Source organism: Cohnella yongneupensis (assembly GCF_042655785.1).
In the GTDB taxonomy this organism is placed as follows: Bacteria; Bacillota; Bacilli; order Paenibacillales; family Paenibacillaceae; genus Cohnella; species Cohnella yongneupensis.
Genome location: NZ_JBHSNC010000027.1, coordinates 84633 through 102468, shown reverse-complemented (window position 1 = coordinate 102468; position 17836 = coordinate 84633). Strand labels below are relative to the sequence as shown.

The window sequence follows — 17836 nt, the reverse complement described above, 5'->3', positions numbered from 1 at the left end:
GGAAGTTAACGATACGTTGTGTATCTTAAGTGTAAGCGATTACTTTCGGTCGATTAAGTGCTTCATAATTTGGATACGATCCTCATTTTTTTGATTCGCGGTGCAAAAAAAAAGAAGAACCGGAAGTCCGGTTCTCCAGATCGTCGAGAAACCCCTCGTTTTTTTAAGACGTAGGGGTTTCTCTTTATTTTGGGTAAGGGATTGAAGGAATTGGAGTAGGAAATTACCCCAATTCCCTCCTTTCTAACTGGAGGGCAATCTTCTTCATGTTCTGCACTGTCGCAGTCATGAGCGCTTGCTCGGTTGCATTTCGTAATCCACGCAACCGGCAATAGCGAAACCCGTGGAGCTCTTTAGCGTCCGCGAAGCTTCGCTCAATGGTTTCTTTTCGTTTACGGTAAAGCTTCTTGCCCGACTTACTGAGTCGGTTCAGCCTTACGCGTTCTTTACACTCTTCCCAAACATGTCTGGTAACTACTTTGCGCTTGTTACGAGAACGCGTACACCTCTCGAGCATCGGACATGTTGCACATTGTTTGGGATCAGATACGTAGTGCCGGTAGCCATCCCTGTCCGTCGTACTGTAGCGTAATTCTTGCTGCTGGGGACAGATATATACATTTCGCTCTGAATCGTATTTGAATTCGTGTTTGTGGATCAGACCTTTCGTAGGATGGAATCGGCGATAGGCAATAACGCCAAAGATCTTCCTTGTATCGAGTCCTCTGCAGATCGGTGCGGTTAGATACCCTGAATCCAGTGCGACAGCTTCAACCTTAAAATCAAATCGTTCGCGTTGGCGGTCCAAACGTTCGAGGTAGGGCCTAGAATCGTGAACATTGCCTGCGGTGACAAAGACATCGGTAATGAGGTTGTATTTCACATCAACCGTGCGATGATCCAAATAGAAAAAGCCTTCCGGCTTCCCCTCACGGATCATGTACCCACTATCGGGATCGGTTGTGCTGACCTTCACTTCCTTGTCCTCGTTCACCTCCTCTCGCGGTTTTAGGGCTTTTTTCCGTGCGCTTTCCTGTCGGCCTCAACTGCAGCATTGAGATCGTCCAAATATGATTTCGTGTTTTGCTGGACTTGTTCTTTGGTGTATTTATGCTTATTGGCACTGGCTTTAACGTGAGTTGAATCGGAGATTAGAACGCGTCCACCCACCATGCGGTGCGAGATAGCCTGTAAGACGATCTCGTCGAATACATCTTGAAAAACATTTGTATCCTTAAATCGTGTGCGTCTGTTCCAACTTATCGTTGTGTGGTCAGGAACACGGTCGCTTAATCCAAGGCCGAGAAACCAACGATAAGCTAAATTGGTTTGGACCTCGCGCTCTAGTTGGCGCTCAGAACGAATGGCATAGAAATAGCCGAGGAAAATCATTTTGAAGAGGACGACAGGATCAATAGCCGGTCGCCCATTGTCTTCACAGTAAAGTGGTCTTACCTTCTCATCAATAAACGAGAAGTCGATATATTTATCAATCTTGCGAAGCATATGGTCTGCGGGCACAAGATCCTCAATAGAAACCAGCTCGTAGTTCTGTTGTTTATCTCGATTTGAACGTAGCATAAGGACACCATCCGTTCGATATAATATAGTTATATTATACCATATTAACGCGGTGCCGTATTAAACTATTTAGACATAAGAAGGGCTGTCGAGACTTTCTCGACAGCCTGAAGAACCGGAAGTCCGGTTCTCCTGCTATTTGTAACGAACGCTCTGCTCCGATCACGCGAAATACTTCCGAATGAAATAAGTCGGCGTACAGCTCCACGCATGGCAGTAGCTGTTAATCAGATTGCTACCGTACGGCGAATTCTTCTTGTCCGCGGGCTGATACACTTCCCAGAACGTATCGGCGCCGTCGCGCACCATTTCTCCCCAATAGGCCCGTATCTGCTCAAGCGCCTTTTCTTTGCGTCCTGCCACGATCAGCGCTTCGACCAAGTGATGGTACATATAAGGCGTCATCGGCCGAACCGCGGGGTCGGCGGCAAATAGCCGATCCAATAGCGCCGCGTTCTCATCCCGACGGAACACCCCTGCCAGCACCATCCACACTTGGGATGCCCAGGAAATCTGCCGCTCCGACCCGCTGACGAAGAAGCCCTGCGCCGGATCCCACAGATAAGCCATAGCCGCGTCCGTCACGCGGGTGATTTGCTCGCGGATGAACGCAGCCTCCGCGTCCAACTTCAACTCCTCCGCGAGCGCCAATCCATTCTTCATGCCATAGATCAATACGGCATGGGCCGGCGTCTGCTTGTTCAAGTCTTCATGCCAATCCGTGAAGCAGTACCAAGACGGGTCGTCCGTTACGATCCCCCGCTCATCGAGCCTCTCTAGCGACAGATGAATTTGTTCAAGCGCGATCGGCCAAAGCCGTACGAGCGTCTCCCGATCCTGCGATGCCAAATAGTAGTCGTGCAGCGTGGAGATGAAGAACAAGGAGTAGTCGTACAGATAAATATCGTCGCCTGCCGGTTCGGGACGCTCATATACGCATGCCCCGACTTGTCCGCCTTCGAGACGCAGCCCGGCGAACAAATACAAGCATCTTTTGACAAGATCGAACTGATTGAACGTCTCGTAATTCGCCAACGCCTGAAGCCTTAAGTCGCCGATCCACAGCCTGCGATCCCGCTTCGGTCCGTCTTCGAAGACGGTCTGCATGCAGTCTTGCAAAGTCTTCACCGCAATTCGGTCCATCTCGCGCAGATCCGCCGGCAGCCCGTCCGGCAATTCAGGAACGCAAGCCACGTCGCCGGAAGTCACGGTCGTCACGAACATGTCCGGGAAAGCGACTTTGAACTTGCGCGCGGGAGAGACGACTTCGATCTTCAAATAACGGAATGTATATCTTCTCGGAAGCGTATACGTTCCCGGAACCGTATCGAAATTGATTATTTCATCCTGCAGCCAAGATCGATCCAGCCAACCGTTATATTCATCGAAGTTCTCGGCCATCTCGCACGGCATCTCGCCGAACGTTAATTTGAGCCGAACGGGCGAATCCGCTCTCGCCTCCACCGATTGCAGGGATAAGGTCAAATAGCCTACTTGATGGTCGCCGAAATCGATGATCGCCTGATCGCCTTTACTAAAGCTTCTCGCGCGCAGCTGGTCGGCGGTACCGGACTCCGTTACTTTCCAACCATGCAAAGCCTCGGCATCCGCGATGACCTCTACCGTACCTACCGGCGACACCTTTGTCCGAATCAAATCCGGCGTCAGCCGTTCGGCCATGTCGACATATTCGTTATTCATCCCTTAACCCCGCCTACCGTCAAACCGCCGATGAAATATTTTTGAAGCGCCAGAAACATGATCAGTAGCGGAAGCGCGCATAGGATACACGCCGCGAACAGAACGTTCCATTGCGCCGGATTTTGCTGATCGCCCAGGAATCCGAGCATCGCGACCGGCAGCGGCGCATCCGCGGCCTTCGTGATGAACACCATGTTGAAGAAGTAATCGTTCCAGATCCATACGCCTTGCGTAATGACCACCGACACCGTAACCGGCAGAATAAGCGGAAACACGATTTGCCAGAAGCGGCGAAGCAATCCCGCTCCATCGATGTGCGCCGCTTCCTCGATCTCTTCAGGCACGCTGCTCCGGATAAATCCGGTATATAGGAACGTAGAGAACGGCAGACTGCACGTGATGAACATCAGAATCGGCGTGTACTGTCCCATCGGTATACCTAAGCTCTTGATCATTTGAATAATCGGAACGAGCACCATCTGCCCCGGAACGACGAGTCCCGATAGAAAGAACAGATACAGGAACTTGGACGTTTTACTGCGAATGCGCGCGATCGGGTAAGCTGCCATCGCCGCCAATAGCACGACGAAGAATACGGAGACCGCCGTCAATACGACGCTGTTCCATAATGCGGTCGGGAAATGCATGCGGGTGAACGCGGAATGGAAGCTTGTCGTCGACCATTCGTTGAAAAAGTTGAGAGGATCGGTCATGTTCCGCGGCGACCTGAACGAGCTGGAGAGCACGATCACGAGAGGAAGCAAATTTAACAATACGAGCACGATAATCGACGCATGGGTGAACGTTTTTTTCGCGAAAGCTCCGGAAGCGTTCATGCCGAAACCTCCCTTCGATTCAGGGTCAAGACGAATGCGGCCGTGATGACGATGATCAACGCGAACGCGATGATACCGAGCGCGGAAGCTTTGCCGAATTGCTGGTCCGTGAACGCCATTTTATAGATCGTGAAGATGAGCGTATTCGTCGATGTTCCCGGTCCCCCGTTCGTCATGATGAACGGATAGTCGAACGCTTTGAGGCCGTTAATGACGCTTAGCGTTACGTTGATCGTGACGGATGTGGCGAGCAACGGAAGTTTGATGAACCGAACGAGTTTCCACCGGCCTGCGCCGTCGATCTTGCCCGCTTCGAGCATATCTTGCGGAACGGTCTGCAGCCCTGCCAAAAAGATGATTGTGCCCGTACCTATATTTTTCCAGACATCGACTGCGATAATGGAGTACAACGCCTTGGAATAGCTGCCGAGGAAGTTCGTATCCAGACCGGTGATCCCGATTTTATTCATGAAAGAGGCGATCATCCCATCGTCCGGCATGTAGATATAGCTCCAGATGAAGCCAACGACGATCGCGCTGAACAACGTCGGAACGTAAAATGCCGAACGGTAGATCCCTTTGCCTCGAATATTCGCGTTTAGTAGAAAAGCAAGCGCAAGCGCAATCACGTTGCCCAAGACGACGGTAATGAACGTGTAGATCAACGTGTTCTTGATCGACAGCCCTAACAGCTCTTCGTGGAACAACGTTTTGAAGTTATCCAATCCGACGTATTTGAACTGCTGCACGTAGCCGTTATAGTCGGTCAAGCTGTACTGGAACAGCTTCATGATCGGAACGATCCAGAACAAGCAGTAGAAGATTAATGCCGGTAGCACGAAGAAGTACATCGTTTTTTTCATGACGGCGCTGTTCATGATGGTTATTCCTTTCCTGGACAAAATTACATCAAGGGGGAAACCTCTCCCCCTTGATACCCGTCACTATTAACCTTTGTTAAGCTCTTTGAACTTGTCTTGCATTGCTTGCGTTACTTCTTCGGCCGTCGTTTTCTTGCCGCCGATGATTTCGGCGAATTTCGATTGCATTACATCGCTTACGCCAGCCGGCCACATTTGGTTGCTGAAGTAGAACGCATGGCCCGTCGTTTGGATTTCGTTCAATACATCTTGGAAAATTGTGTTCTTCAGCGTCACGCCGTTAAATACGCTGATGGACGGATTGGATTCCACCCAAGCTTGGAACAACGGGGACTGTACGTCGTACAAGTAATCGAAGATTTGCTTGCCGACATCGAGATGCTCCGATTTCGCGTTAAGCGCATAACCTGCTGCGGTTGCCGCGGAAGCGTATACCGGCTGGCCCGCGTCGTTGCCCGGCAAGGAGAAGAATCCGCGTTCGAAGTCCGCGGCGCCCGCTGCCGTTAAGCCCGGAAGATCCCACGTTCCCGTGAAGATCATTGCCGCTTTGCCGTCGACGAATTGCTGCACCGCTTGCGCGCTAGCCATGCCGAGGGAGCCGCTCTTCACGTAGCCTTTGTTGTACAGCTCCGCGTATTGATTAACCGTCTTCACCCATTTCGCGTCGGTCAAGGACGTTCCGCCCGAGGAGAGTTTGTTGTCGAACTCCGGATCGGAAGGGTACACCGAGTTCGCCGCGATCTGGTACATCCCGAATTGGACGACCCATGGGTCTTTGTCGCCCATGACTATCGGCGTGATGCCGGCAGCCTTCAGCTTCTCGGATGCGGCCAAGAAACTTGGCCAATCTTTTGGAATTTCCGTAATTCCAGCTTGATCGAATAACGATTTGTTGTAGTAAGTGCCAAGGATATCCATCCCTTTGGCAACCGCGTACGGCTTGCCTTCATAGCTCATATCGTTTCTAGCGGCCGGGCTTACGTTATCCCAGAAAGCGAGATCGGACAGATCCGCCGCGTATCCGGCTTTCGCGACTTCGATCGCGCCCATGTTCGCCAGCTTAGGGAAGACGAGGAAGATGTCCGGACCTTCGCCCGCGGCAAGCTTCGCCTTAACGGAAGTATAATATTGCTCGTCCGGAAGCTTCTGTACTTCCAAAGTTACATTCGGGAATTTCTCCTTCACGAGCTTAGGCAGCGTGTCGAGTTCGAAGTCCGCGCCTTCCGCCGCTTTCGCGCCGGATACGAGCATCGTCAACGTTACCGGTTCAGCCGCGCTCTCGCTCGGGCTTGCCGACGCGCTTGCCGAAGGACTTGCGGGAGTGCTTGCCGAAGGGCTGTTCGACGCCTCGTTACCGTTGTTAGAGTTGCCGCAAGCCGCCAACGCCATCGTGAACACCGACGCCATCGCGACGCCCGCGACTTTGGTTTTCCAAGCTTTCATCTGATTTCCCCCTACTTGAATTGGATTGAATGAATAATGCGATCGCTTACATTTGTAATTGTAACGGAGCCGCGAAGGTCCTATAAGCGCGTCATTTTTTGGTTCGAATCCGCATTTTTCGGGGAACGAAAAAGAACCCTCTCGGGTTCTCTTTACCTTGCGCGCTATCTCTACTGCTGCTCCGCGCGTTCTTGGTCGATCAACTGCTGCAGCTCCCTCATATACTGCTCGGGCTTGTATCCTCCATTGGTGACGAGCAACTGCGCGTTGTCCCAAGCGACGAACTGCGACTTCGTGCCGAACCGGGCTTCGAACCAGAGCGCGCCCTTCTTCACGTGGTTGATCTTGTCCAACACCATCTTCGTAAGCGGTGGCAAGTCCGCCGGCAAAGTTTGCACGTTGAAGCCCGTTACCATCCCCAGCTCGCTCATCGCGCGGTCTCCGTATCGCTCGAACACGAACTTCATCCATTCGCCGACCTCCGGCGTGTAGGCTGCTTTCGAGAAGGATGTCGTCAAGCCCGCGTTCACGGGGTATTCATCCAACGTCCCGACGCCGTCCTGCACGAGCGGAATGCTGAAGAACCCGATTTGATCGGTTCCGATCTTGTTAATCACAGCATCGTTGAACGAGCGCAGCTGCCAACTGCCCATATAGAACATCCCGGCTTTGCCCTGGAGGAATTGATTAACCGACGTGCTCATGTCTATCGTGTTGACTCGCGGACCAAAGTAGCCTCTTAGCCCCATGTCTTGCACGGTTCGGGCCGCTTCCTCAAAGCCGGGATCGGTCAGCTTCAGCTGTCCTTTGTCCACCTTTTCCATCGCGTCGGTCCCGAATTTCCGAATCACGTAAGCATTGATCAGCCGAGTAATCGGCCACTTTTCCTTACCGGCGACCGAGAACGGCTGAATGCCGACCTGCTTTAATTTTTCCGCGGCGTCAAGCATTTCGTCCCAAGTCTTAGGCTCTTGTATGTCCAGCTTCGCGAAGATCGCTTTGTTGTACCAGAAGCCTTCGATGTTCATCTCCAGCGGCAAAGCATATAGGCCGGCGCCGTCCACGTAGGCTTTCAGCAGTTCAACCGCGGCAGGGTTCAACCGATCGAGCATGCCTAATTGAGTGAATACGTTCTCTACGTCCAACGCCGCGTCGCTCTTAATGATATCCAACAGCGGTCGGCCCGATTGATAGCTGAACAGTGCCGGCAAGTCGTTGCTGGCGGCCAGCAGTTGCACGCGCTGCGAAAGGTTGCTTTCCGGAACGTATTCGAATTTGTATGAAGCATCGGGGTGAAGCTGCTCGTATTCGCTCGCGAGCTCGCCTATGATCCTAGAGCTGCCCTCGTTGTCGTTAATGGAAGATAAGTACATGATCGTCTTAGCCGGAGACTCCGTCTCCGCCGCATCTTCGATCGAGTGGTCGCTGCAAGCGCTCAGCAGCACCGCGATGCATGCGAGGCTTACGATTCCTGCGCGTAAGCGATCTCTTCTCCACATGCGCTTCACTGTCCTTTCCCGATCGCGTTCGTCCGATACTGTCCGGGCGTCATGCCGGTCTGCTTCTTGAACACTTCGGAGAAGTGCCGGGCATGATAGTAGCCGACCTTCTCGCTAATTTCCTGAATGGGCATCCCTTCGTTCAGGAACGCTTTGGCCTTCTCCATCCGCACCTTCGTCAAATGCTTAATGTACGAGAGTCCCATTTGCTCCTTGAACAGCAGGCTGAAGTACGTCGCATTCATTTGGACGTAGTCGGCGACCTCCTGCTGCGTCAAGTCCCGTCCATAGTGCTCCTCAATATACGCCAACGCCCTCTCGACTGCCGAATGCTTCGATTTCTGCCGGACGCCGACGATCCAGTCCATGATCTTCTCCATCTCTTGGCGGATCCAATCAGCCATCTCGCTCTGCGTCTCCACATTCCGTAGCTCCAGCCGGATCCGCGCCGCGCCTCCTAGCTCGGCCGAGTTGCCTCCCGTCTCCTTCGCGACTTCGAGCCCGTGGAACAGTAGCTTGAGCAGCTCGACCTCCGCGATGTCGGGATCCAGCTTCTCCTGCTTGAAGTCGTCCAAGAGCGCATCCAGCTTGCGCATCACATTCTCCTTGTTCCCGGTACGCAGATCGAAGAGCAGTTCTTCTTCTCTATCCGACAAGATAGGATTGATCCCGTTGCCCTCTCCCAAATCCTCGAATCGAATCCAGCCTTTGCCCTCCAAATATTTGCCGTAGCGAAGCGCCTTCAAGGCTTCCTTATAGCTTCGGGGCGCATCGTCGATCGAAGCGAACGCTCGGCCGGACCCGATCGTTGGCCCCATCCAAACGACGAGCTCATCCTCCCACTCCGCTTTCGCGCCGTCCAGTGGGAACAAGACGATCAACTTCTCCGAGCCGTTGCGGACATGGATGACCCGTAGCTTCTCGCTCGGCTGCGGGTCGAACCCTTCTTCCGCGCAGGCGAGTACAGTCACTCCCGTCACGCGCTTGGCCAACGGGCCGAATTGCTCCTCCCACTTCGGCCGCGCCATCGCGCCGTTCAGCAGCAATTCGTACGTCGCCTTCTCCAGAAGGCCTTGATGCCATTTCTGCTTTAGCTCCGACACCTCGTTCATTTCCTTGACCCTCGCAACAGCCTTCTGAATGCCTTCCCTGATCTTGTCGATGTTGATCGGCTTCTCCAAATAATCGACGACACCCAGCTTAATAGCCCGCTTTACGTAATCGAATTCATTGTACCCGCTGAATACGATGCACATCGTCTCGGGCGCTTCGGACCTGATGACGTCGATCAGCTCAAGCCCGTTCATGCCCGGCATCCGAATATCGGTCATGACGATGTCCGGCTTCAATGCTCTAAACATGTCGAGCGCCGACAGCCCGTCGGTTGCGGTCCCCGCAAGCTCGATTCCGTATTCTTGCCAATCGATAAGCTTCTTAAGTCCCTTAAGTACGATGAATTCGTCGTCGAACACGACCGCTTTAAGCATGATTATTCCCCCTGCCTCTGTTCGTAGGGAAACCGGAGCGCAATGGTCGTTCCCTCGTTCGGTTTGCTGGAGATGGTGAACGAGCTTCGCGGTCCGTAAAATAAAGTCAATCGATCGCGCACGTTCTTCATGCCGTAGCCTTGCTCCGTTCGTTCGAGATCCGCCATGCCGACGCCGTCGTCGGTTACCGTGAATACGAGATACTCCCCGTCCTTGCGCCCGCTGAGACGAATCGTTCCTTTGCCGACCTTTGGCTCGAGACCGTGATAGATCGCATTTTCGACTAACGGCTGCAACAACAGCTTCATGATTTCAAGTCCCATGATCGTCGTGTCCACGTCTTCGATATATTGGAAACGGTTGTCATACCGCAGATTTTGAATGATCATATAGTGCTCGATATGCTTCAGTTCCTTGAACACCGGAATGGTTTCCTTCCCTTTGTTCAAGCTAAGCTTGAAACTCTCCGAGAGAGAGAGAGCCATTTGGGCGATATCCGGCTTGTCCTCGAGCAAGGACATCCAGTAGATCGAGTCCAACGTGTTATATAGAAAATGAGGCTTGATTTGCGCTTGCAACGTCCGAAGCTCCGCTTCTCTTTCCTTTAGCTGCGAATGAAGAAGCCGTTCGCTTAACTGCTGGTTTTCCACCGTCATTCGCTGGAACGTTTGGCCGATAACGCCGACCTCGTCTGCAATGAACGGCTCGATAGGCTCGCCCGTCGGATGGCCTTTCGCCCAATCCACGATCAACTTCTTCAATTGCAGCAACGGTCGCGTTATCGTTCCGGATACGAAATAAGACACGAGTAGCGCGATCCCCGCCATAAGGGCCGCGATCAGCATCGTGATCGTTCCGATCCGGTCGGATTGCTTGAGCAGCGTCTTCGTTTTCACGAAGTGGACGAACGTCCAACCGCTTGTCTCGTTCCGATACTGGGTATACACGTAACCGGCGTTCTTCATCTTGGCGAACGTATTGTCCAGCGTCTCTCCGATCCCGATCGCCGAGGTCATCTCCGGATGATAGTCGTATACGACCTGCGGCCGTTGCCGCTCGGAATCCACGACCAGAAAACCGCTTTCGTCGGTTTCATTGACTGCTTCGCGAAAGATCGACTTGCGAATGTTGATTACGAGGAGGCCGATCATGTTGCCGCTTAAACGGTTCGGATCCCGTAACACCTTTACGCTGGAGAAGGAATCGCTCTGCGTGGATTCCTCAAGAACGTTATAGCCGAAAAAGATCTCTTTTCCTTTGGCCGCCATGCTCCTATCGTACCAATCCGTACTTGCGATCATTCCGCGAGTATCGTCGGTACCGTATTGGCCCGCTTGCTCCGATCTCCCGTAGCATACCGAACGGAATTGCCGATCGAATAAGCAGATGGAATCGATATTTTGCGTATCGAACAAATTCGTTACGACGATCTTCTGCAGCAGGTTAGCCGCCTTTACGTCGATAACCGCCGTGTCGGTATCGCCTGCTTCACCGCTTAGAATAAGCCCCTGCCTTAGTTCCTCGTTGGACAATATAACTCGGTTCATATCGATCATATTTCGCAGAAGCAAATCAGCCATCTTGCTCGACGTCTTTAGGTGGCCTTGAATCGTCTGGATATGATTCTGAACGAGCGTATCCTTCGCGTAGTTAAAGGAAATATAACCAAGAACGAACAAAGGAGGGAGCGAGACGATAATCATAGCCGCCAGAAAGCGGCTACGTATTTTCGGTAAACGGAAAATCGATAACCTATGTCCCAGCCATTGCTTCATGAACATCGTCCTTTTAATAAAAATCCCCGGTCTACCGGATCCCTCGATCGGCAGGCCAGGGCTTGCGCGTGCAAGATATAGAATAACCTGATTCCTATTTTAAACCAATTACCGTTTCTGATCCGATCCTTATTTTTTAGGCAGAGTCCGAATTTTTCAGGTGCAGGCTCCAATCTAACTTTACAACCGCCACAAAACCGTAACAACTTGCCCATTGTGCATTATTGCCCAATGGGCAATAATCTAGATAGGATCATTTTCGGAAGCGAGGTGAACACTTACCCATGAATTTGCGCGATATGAAAAAGGGAGCAACCGCCCATGCGTTGGCTGAAGCCGCGTTCGAGCTGGCGCTGGAGCATGGCTTGAACGGCTTCGTCGTCGAAGACGTCGTGCAGCGCGCCGGTTACTCCAGAAGGACGTTCGCCAACTACTATTCCTGTAAGGAAGAAGCGGTGGCGATGGTTGCCGAACCGTTCCACGGCGTCGAAGAAGCGATCGATTTGCTGAAGCATACGCCCGCAACCTCCACGCCGCTGGATACGCTGCACCAATTCATGAAGCTGCGGCTTACGGCGGAATACTTCCGCAAGATTCACAAGCTCATATCGCTGGCCAAATCTAATCCGACGCTCCTTCCCTATATACTGATCGTGCATTACAAGCAGCAAGCGGGCGCGCAGGCTGTTTTGAACCGCTTGTACCATGATCGTTACTCTGCGGAATATAACCGCCTACTCACGAGCGCATTGACCGGTGCCATCATGCCGATGTTCGACGGCAGCATGAACGTGCGCTTTCCAGGGCAGCCGGAGGAAGAAGCAACGGGCGCCATCACGCTCGACGAGTACATGGACCAAGTGTTCGGCTACTTGCGCAACGGCTTCTAGTGATCGGATTGTCACGACAAAGAACACACAGAGAGAAAGCGTTAGAGGATAGAGAGGAGACATCTACGACATGTCTAAATTTTTGTATCGCATCGGCAAAACAGCCTTCAACAACCCTTGGCGCTTCATCGCCAGCTGGGTCGTCATCCTTGGCATCTTCGTGACTATACTCGGTGTTAACGGCATTCACACGAGCTCCGAGATGAGAATCGCGGGCACGGAATCACAGAAAGTGCTCGACAAGCTGGCGAAAGAACTTCCGGCAGCGTCCGGCGGACAAGGAAGCGTCGTGTTCACCGCCCCGGCTGGCGATCGTTTGGATACGCCAGAGCGTCTGACGGCGATCAGCAATGCCGTAAACAAAGTGTATACGCTCGACTTGGTCCTTAATCCAGCCGACTATGCTGACCAAGCGGCTGCAGCAGCTTCGGGAGATGCCCAAGGCGCCGACGCGAAGCAAGCCGCGACGACTTCGGCCGAACAGCCGCCATACGGCCCGCTTATTATCGACGGTGTTCCGGTACCTGGCGTCCTTATCGCAACCGACGGCAGCGTGGCGTTGTTCCAATTCCAATTCACCGTACAGCAGACGTCCGTACCGGACGACGTCAAAACAGCCGTCATCGATGCCGTCAAAGGAGCCGAAGCCGGCACCGGCATCTCGGCGCTTCCCGGCGATACGCTGACGGCGACTCCGGCTTCCGGCGCGACGGAAGCGATCGGTATCGTCGTAGCCGCGGTAGTGCTGTTCATTACGCTTGGTTCCGTCGTCTCCGCCGGTCTTCCGCTTCTCATCGCGATCGTCGGCGTAGCCGTTGGCGTCGTGGGCGCCTACGGGTTCTCGAAATTCATCACGATGACTAGCGTTACGCCGGTATTGGCGCTCATGATCGGGCTAGCCGTCGGCATCGACTACTCCCTGTTTATCATTAACCGGCAGCGTCGGATCATTCTCGACCAAGGGCTAAGCGCGCGCGAAGCAACGAGCCGGGCGGTCGGCACGGCCGGCAGCGCCGTGTTCTTCGCGGGCTTGACGGTCATCATCGCCCTGAGCGGCATGCTCGTGATCGGCATCGAGTTCCTGTCCACGATGGCGCTCGTCGCCGCCGCGACCGTCTTCGTCAGCGTGCTCGTCGCGCTTACATTGCTGCCGGCGTTGCTCGGCTTGGTCGGCGAGCGCATCTGCTCTAAGAAATTACGCGAGAAGAGCAAATCGCACACTTCCGTGCAGCATCACAAAGTGTCGTCTAAATGGGTGAACGGCGTTGTCAAAGGCCGCTGGGCGATCATCCTCGGCGTGATCGTGCTCCTAGGCGTCGCGGCTATTCCCGTCTTGAAGATGGAGCTCGGCATTCCTTCCGGCGCGACGGCTAACTTGGACATGACGACGCGGCAAAGCTACGACGCGATCGCCGTTGGCTTCGGAGAAGGCTTCAACGGTCCTCTGCTGCTCGTCGCCGAGCCGAAGGATTCCTCCGGCAAGGTAACGCCGGAGACGTTGGGCGGTATCGTCCAAGAGATCCAGCAGATGAAAGACGTCTCGTTGGTGACGCCGATGGGCGTTAACGAGACCGGCAACATGGCCATCTTGAACCTCATTCCCCAATCGGGCCCGACCGATAAGGAAACCCAGGACCTGGTCAAAGCGTTGCGCGATCCCGATTCGGTCTTCGCGCAGAAATACGGCGTTACGCTTGGCGTAACCGGCTTTACGGCGATCAACATCGATATGTCGGCGAAGCTCGCCGAAGCGTTCCCGATCTACGTCGGCGTCATCGTCCTTCTGTCTATCATCATCTTATTGCTCGTGTTCCGTTCCATCATCGTTCCGATCAAAGCGACGGTAGGCTTCCTGCTCAGCGTGCTCGCCACGTTCGGTCTCACGACGGCCGTGTTCCAATGGGGATGGCTCCATTCGCTGTTCGGTTTCGATACGGGAGGACCGCTGCTTAGCTTCATGCCGATTCTCGTAACCGGCATCCTCTACGGATTGGCAATGGACTACCAAGTGTTCCTCGTCAGCTCGATGCGCGAATCGTACGTGCACGGCCATCGGGGAACGAGTAGCGTCGTCGACGGCTACAAGCAATCCAGCCTTGTCGTCGTTGCCGCCGCGATCATCATGGTATCCGTCTTCGCCGGGTTCATCTTCGGCCATGACGTTATGATCAAGCAAATTGGCTTCGCGCTTGCCATAGGCATCCTGATCGACTCGTTCATCGTCCGGATGACGCTCGTTCCGGCGATCATGGCGATCTTCGGCGATAAGGCGTGGTGGCTGCCGAAATGGCTGGACCGCATGCTGCCGAACCTCGATGTCGAAGGGGACAAGCTGCTCGCCGAGCTGAAAGCGCAGGAGAGCGCGGGAAAGCGCAAGCAGTCCGCCTAAAATTCGCAAGGCGTAATATAAATGCCGCAAATAAAAATTCCCGGCGAGCCTCGCTCGCCGGGAATTTTTCGAATGTTGAAGCGGCAGCCTATCGGCTATGCCTTTCGCTCACAACCGACCGATCGCGACGAATACGGCTAACGCCAAAAATACGACATTCACGCCGATTTCCTTATACTCTTTGCGCTTTACATGAAATAAGGCTCCGAGCAGCACGATTACAGCTAGCCCGATCGCGGCCGCCGGCGTCATCGCGGGCGCGATGCCCGTCGCTTCCGGCACGATCAGACCGATTGCTCCGATCAGTTCCATCACCCCGATGAAGCCGACCAGCCCTCTCGGAACATCGTCCACCCATCCCCAGGCGACTTGCGCTTTGTCGACTTGAATCCCCTTCAACCAGCCCGAGTAAATAAATAGGAGCGCTAATAACCCTTGCACGATCCATAACGCGACATTCATGATGCGCCAGCTCCCTATCGCTCGTTATTCTGTATCCGTTCACCGTAGGTGTATAATAAGCGATAGTCTACCTTATATGAAGTAGTCACTTAAAATAAACATAGTATACAAAAAGATACCTTAAGTCGGGAAAGGAGTTCGTACGATGTCCACCTACTGCAAATTCGAAACGGCGTTAGACATTCTTGTCGGCAAATGGAAGCCCGTCATTCTGCTTCGCCTTTTAGCCAACGGCACGATGAGATTCAGCGAGCTTCAGAAATCGATACCGGATATCACCAAAAAAATGCTCACCCAACAACTAAGAGAGTTAGAGTATCACGATATCGTACATCGCGAAGTTTATCCCCAAGTCCCTCCAAAAGTGGAATATTCCATTACGGAATACGGTAAGGGAATGACGCCGATTCTCCAGGCTATGAGCGATTGGGGAGCGGCTCATGTCGCGCATTTGGACGAGTTATACGGCAAAAATTCCTCCGAAGGAGCTTTTCTTGTCCCAGTCGACGAGCAAGCCGAATTTGATTAAAAAGAGACCGCCCCCAAACTCACGGTTTAACCGTATTCTGATGCATAGGTTGAGGCTTAAACGTGACGCGGTTTTCAAAGTCGGAGAACACGTTAAGGGCTGGATTCGCCCGTACGTCCGCCACTTTCAACTCGCCAAGAATGCCGCGATTCCAGGCTCCTTGCCGTCGGTCGTACCGTAGAACGGCAACCCATAATCGGCAATATCGACGACTTCATAATTCGCGTCGCCGCGTTGCGCGCCGATCTCTTGCCAAAACAAGTTATCCACGGGGGATAACTTGTCATTGTGAATAAAGGTCGCTGTGGATATGTGGACGATGCGTGGTAGAAGTACAACTACCCACTAATATCGAGGGGTTAATATGTGTATAACCCTGTGGGTAACTGGTATAAATCAATGTCCCCACGATATTGTCTCTCCATTCGTTGACATCGCGCCCGTTTGATACTACGCTGATTGCGACCCGTACCCAGGAGGCAAGTATGAAAAATCTGCTGATCGTTGGATACCGCGCGAATGAACTGAACATTTTCAACCAGAAGCACAAAGGCATCCCTTATATTAAGCAAGCGATAGAAGCTAGACTGGCGCCTCTCGCCGAGGAAGGCTTGGAATGGGTACTTACGGCCGGGCAATACGGCTTCGATCTGTGGGCGTGCGAAGTGGCGAACGAGATGAAGCAGCGATATCCTCAGCTCAAAACGTCAATATTGGCAGCCTACAGCAGCCCGGAGGAAAAATGGAGCGAGGAGAAGCAGACGTATTTTCGTGATATAGCCAAGGCTGTCGATTATTACGGCACGGTGAGCAATCAGCCGTACACCGGCGCTTGGCAGCTTCGCGCGCGCGACGATCTGCTGCTTCGCAAATCGGACGGGATGCTCCTCTTCTACGACGAGGATGCGGGCGAAGCGAGCCCGAAGCATATGAAGCGACGCGCGCTGGAGCGGCAGCAGGCGGACGGCTACCCGATCTACACGATTACGGCGGAAGACGTGCAGCTGATGGCTGACGAATCCGGGCGAGATTGGCATTAAAAAGACGGCTCCCTCTAATTAAGGGAACCGTCTTTTCCTGTGTACGTCCATTTCGCCCCGGCAAAGGGATAGCGTTAATTAAATAGCAAAGGAAAAGCAAAGGTAACGAAAGCGGCCCAAAGCCCGTAAACCGGCAAATACTTGGTAACGGCATCCTGGATCGCGATCGGTCCGGTTCGGTTTCGCAGAAACCGCGTATAGGCGAGCATAATCCAGATTAGGTTCGCCCAGATCAGGATGTTCGCGCCAAGCACGGCAACTCTGTTAGGCGAAATCCCATAAGAGGAAAGCCTGAACACGATAGCCGACAAAGCGACGCTGTCGATGACAAGAGCAAGGACGATTAGGGCGAAGTTGATATAGTCAGAAGCTTTCTTCTTCTCGTCCTTGCCGCTCTCTGTAATGGAGAATATGGTGACGACCAACACGACTAGGAGTATTCCGTTAAAGGACAGGAGGAAGTCGCGGTCCAAGAACGGATTTTTCTCGCCCCCGATAAGCGTTATTAGATAAACCACCAAGGTCGCCAACACAATAGGACTGAAAATGCGGGCTATATACGGCGCAATGTTTTTGGCTAATTTAAGGTTACTCGATACCAGGTATGCAGCAACGATAGCGAGCGCGGCCGCGCCGAATACGACGACGTTTTTAAAATAAAATTCCGTTACGTCCATGTCGGCGAATCCGAATAACTTCATTGTTAATCCGAATAGCAGCATTCCGCTGATGGCCATGATGGCGTAAAGTATCCCGTATTCCCCGTTTAATTTTAGATAAGCCAACCTTGCGCCGCCCTTGCCGTATTCATTTCCTGTATAAGCAAGCCCTACTGATACCCATAAGAGAACGGGAAGGTGCAGGTAAGCCAGCATAATGCTGTCTTCTTGTTTTAACGGCAACACGTTAAGATAAACTCCGGAGATCAGGAATACCGCTGCCAGCGTGTAAACAACCTGCTTGCTCGAAGTATTCTTGTAGACGAAATAGGCGGCAATAAACGGAAGCACGCCGAAAGCAAGGTTAACAGGGGCAATGGCTTCCGTATCGACGAAATGAAACAGGATTCTTGTGCAGATCCCGGCTAGAATAGCTAAAATCCCCATTATAAAGAAGTCCTTCGGAATGACCGAAGCCGTCTCGGTATTGGTCTTTTCACTAAAATTCAATCTCTCATACCACACGGCCAGAATTTGCGAATCGGGGTGTTGTTCCCAGGCAGCCCGGAAAGACTTCGTAAAAGCTTCGGGTTCTTGCCTGAACATTCTCTCCAGCTCATGGGGATTAGCCCTATTCTCGATAATCGGATTGTTAGCGTCCATC

General features: G+C 53.0%; 15 protein-coding genes. 4 read left to right on the top strand and 11 right to left on the bottom strand.

The genetic code is table 11. The annotated features are described in order from the left end of the window. Window positions 1–223 precede the first annotated feature (223 nt). The 8 genes from ACFPQ4_RS09465 to ACFPQ4_RS09430 all read right to left on the bottom strand — a co-directional run bounded on the left by ACFPQ4_RS09465 (window position 224) and on the right by ACFPQ4_RS09430 (window position 11203). Window positions 224–1581 (bottom strand): IS1182 family transposase gene (locus ACFPQ4_RS09465; RefSeq protein ID WP_378111573.1). Its coding sequence is split into 2 segments (ribosomal slippage): window positions 224–1011 and window positions 1011–1581, totalling 1359 coding nucleotides; the frame shifts between segments, so codons are not numbered across the junction. Window positions 1582–1743: 162 nt separating this feature from the next. Continuing rightward, a complete protein-coding gene (locus ACFPQ4_RS09460; RefSeq protein WP_378111572.1) occupies window positions 1744–3282 on the bottom strand; it encodes an alpha-L-rhamnosidase-related protein in 1539 nt (512 codons plus the stop codon). Then, window positions 3279–4118, bottom strand: a complete 840-nt coding sequence (locus ACFPQ4_RS09455) for a carbohydrate ABC transporter permease (RefSeq protein WP_378111571.1) — start codon at window positions 4116–4118, stop codon at window positions 3279–3281. The genes ACFPQ4_RS09460 and ACFPQ4_RS09455 overlap by 4 nt, the downstream gene beginning before the upstream one ends. Next, window positions 4115–4996, bottom strand: a complete 882-nt coding sequence (locus ACFPQ4_RS09450; protein WP_378111570.1) for a carbohydrate ABC transporter permease — start codon at window positions 4994–4996, stop codon at window positions 4115–4117. The genes ACFPQ4_RS09455 and ACFPQ4_RS09450 overlap by 4 nt, the downstream gene beginning before the upstream one ends. A 69-nt stretch (window positions 4997–5065) precedes the next feature. Further along, window positions 5066–6442: an ABC transporter substrate-binding protein gene (locus ACFPQ4_RS09445; RefSeq protein WP_378111569.1), complete on the bottom strand. Its 1377-nt coding sequence runs from the start codon at window positions 6440–6442 to the stop codon at window positions 5066–5068. Between the two features lie 170 nt (window positions 6443–6612). Beyond that, window positions 6613–7941 carry an ABC transporter substrate-binding protein gene (locus tag ACFPQ4_RS09440; RefSeq protein WP_378111568.1) on the bottom strand — a complete coding sequence of 443 codons (1329 nt, stop codon included), beginning with the start codon at window positions 7939–7941 and terminating at the stop codon, window positions 6613–6615. Window positions 7942–7946: 5 nt separating this feature from the next. Further along, window positions 7947–9428, bottom strand: coding sequence for a response regulator transcription factor (locus tag ACFPQ4_RS09435; RefSeq protein WP_378111567.1), 1482 nt, complete (start codon window positions 9426–9428; stop codon window positions 7947–7949). 2 nt (window positions 9429–9430) lie between these two features. Further along, window positions 9431–11203 (bottom strand): cache domain-containing sensor histidine kinase, encoded by a 1773-nt coding sequence (locus tag ACFPQ4_RS09430; RefSeq protein ID WP_378111566.1) that lies wholly within the window; start codon window positions 11201–11203, stop codon window positions 9431–9433. A 284-nt stretch (window positions 11204–11487) separates the two neighbouring features. On the opposite strand from ACFPQ4_RS09430, the gene ACFPQ4_RS09425 reads away from it, so the two are divergent. Together ACFPQ4_RS09425 and ACFPQ4_RS09420 are read left to right on the top strand one after the other, a co-directional pair. After that, complete coding sequence (locus ACFPQ4_RS09425; protein ID WP_378111565.1) at window positions 11488–12093, top strand: TetR/AcrR family transcriptional regulator; 606 nt, start codon at window positions 11488–11490, stop codon at window positions 12091–12093. A 70-nt stretch (window positions 12094–12163) separates the two neighbouring features. Further along, window positions 12164–14482, top strand: coding sequence for an MMPL family transporter (locus ACFPQ4_RS09420; protein ID WP_378111564.1), 2319 nt, complete (start codon window positions 12164–12166; stop codon window positions 14480–14482). 108 nt (window positions 14483–14590) lie between these two features. On the opposite strand, the gene ACFPQ4_RS09415 is transcribed toward ACFPQ4_RS09420, so the two are convergent. Continuing rightward, window positions 14591–14944, bottom strand: coding sequence for a DoxX family protein (locus tag ACFPQ4_RS09415; protein WP_378111563.1), 354 nt, complete (start codon window positions 14942–14944; stop codon window positions 14591–14593). Between the two features lie 145 nt (window positions 14945–15089). Here ACFPQ4_RS09415 and ACFPQ4_RS09410 point away from each other — a divergent pair, with 145 nt between their 5' ends. Then, complete coding sequence (locus ACFPQ4_RS09410; RefSeq protein ID WP_378111562.1) at window positions 15090–15473, top strand: winged helix-turn-helix transcriptional regulator; 384 nt, start codon at window positions 15090–15092, stop codon at window positions 15471–15473. Window positions 15474–15599: 126 nt separating this feature from the next. Here the strand turns inward: ACFPQ4_RS09410 and ACFPQ4_RS09405 are convergent, their stop codons facing one another. Beyond that, a complete protein-coding gene (locus tag ACFPQ4_RS09405) occupies window positions 15600–15743 on the bottom strand; it encodes a hypothetical protein (protein WP_378111561.1) in 144 nt (47 codons plus the stop codon). A 215-nt stretch (window positions 15744–15958) separates the two neighbouring features. On the opposite strand from ACFPQ4_RS09405, the gene ACFPQ4_RS09400 reads away from it, so the two are divergent. Then, window positions 15959–16513, top strand: a complete 555-nt coding sequence (locus ACFPQ4_RS09400; RefSeq protein ID WP_378111560.1) for an SLOG family protein — start codon at window positions 15959–15961, stop codon at window positions 16511–16513. Between the two features lie 74 nt (window positions 16514–16587). Here ACFPQ4_RS09400 and ACFPQ4_RS09395 read toward each other — a convergent pair whose 3' ends face one another. Continuing rightward, window positions 16588–17835 (bottom strand): DUF4153 domain-containing protein, encoded by a 1248-nt coding sequence (locus tag ACFPQ4_RS09395; protein WP_378111559.1) that lies wholly within the window; start codon window positions 17833–17835, stop codon window positions 16588–16590. Window position 17836 lies beyond the last annotated feature (1 nt).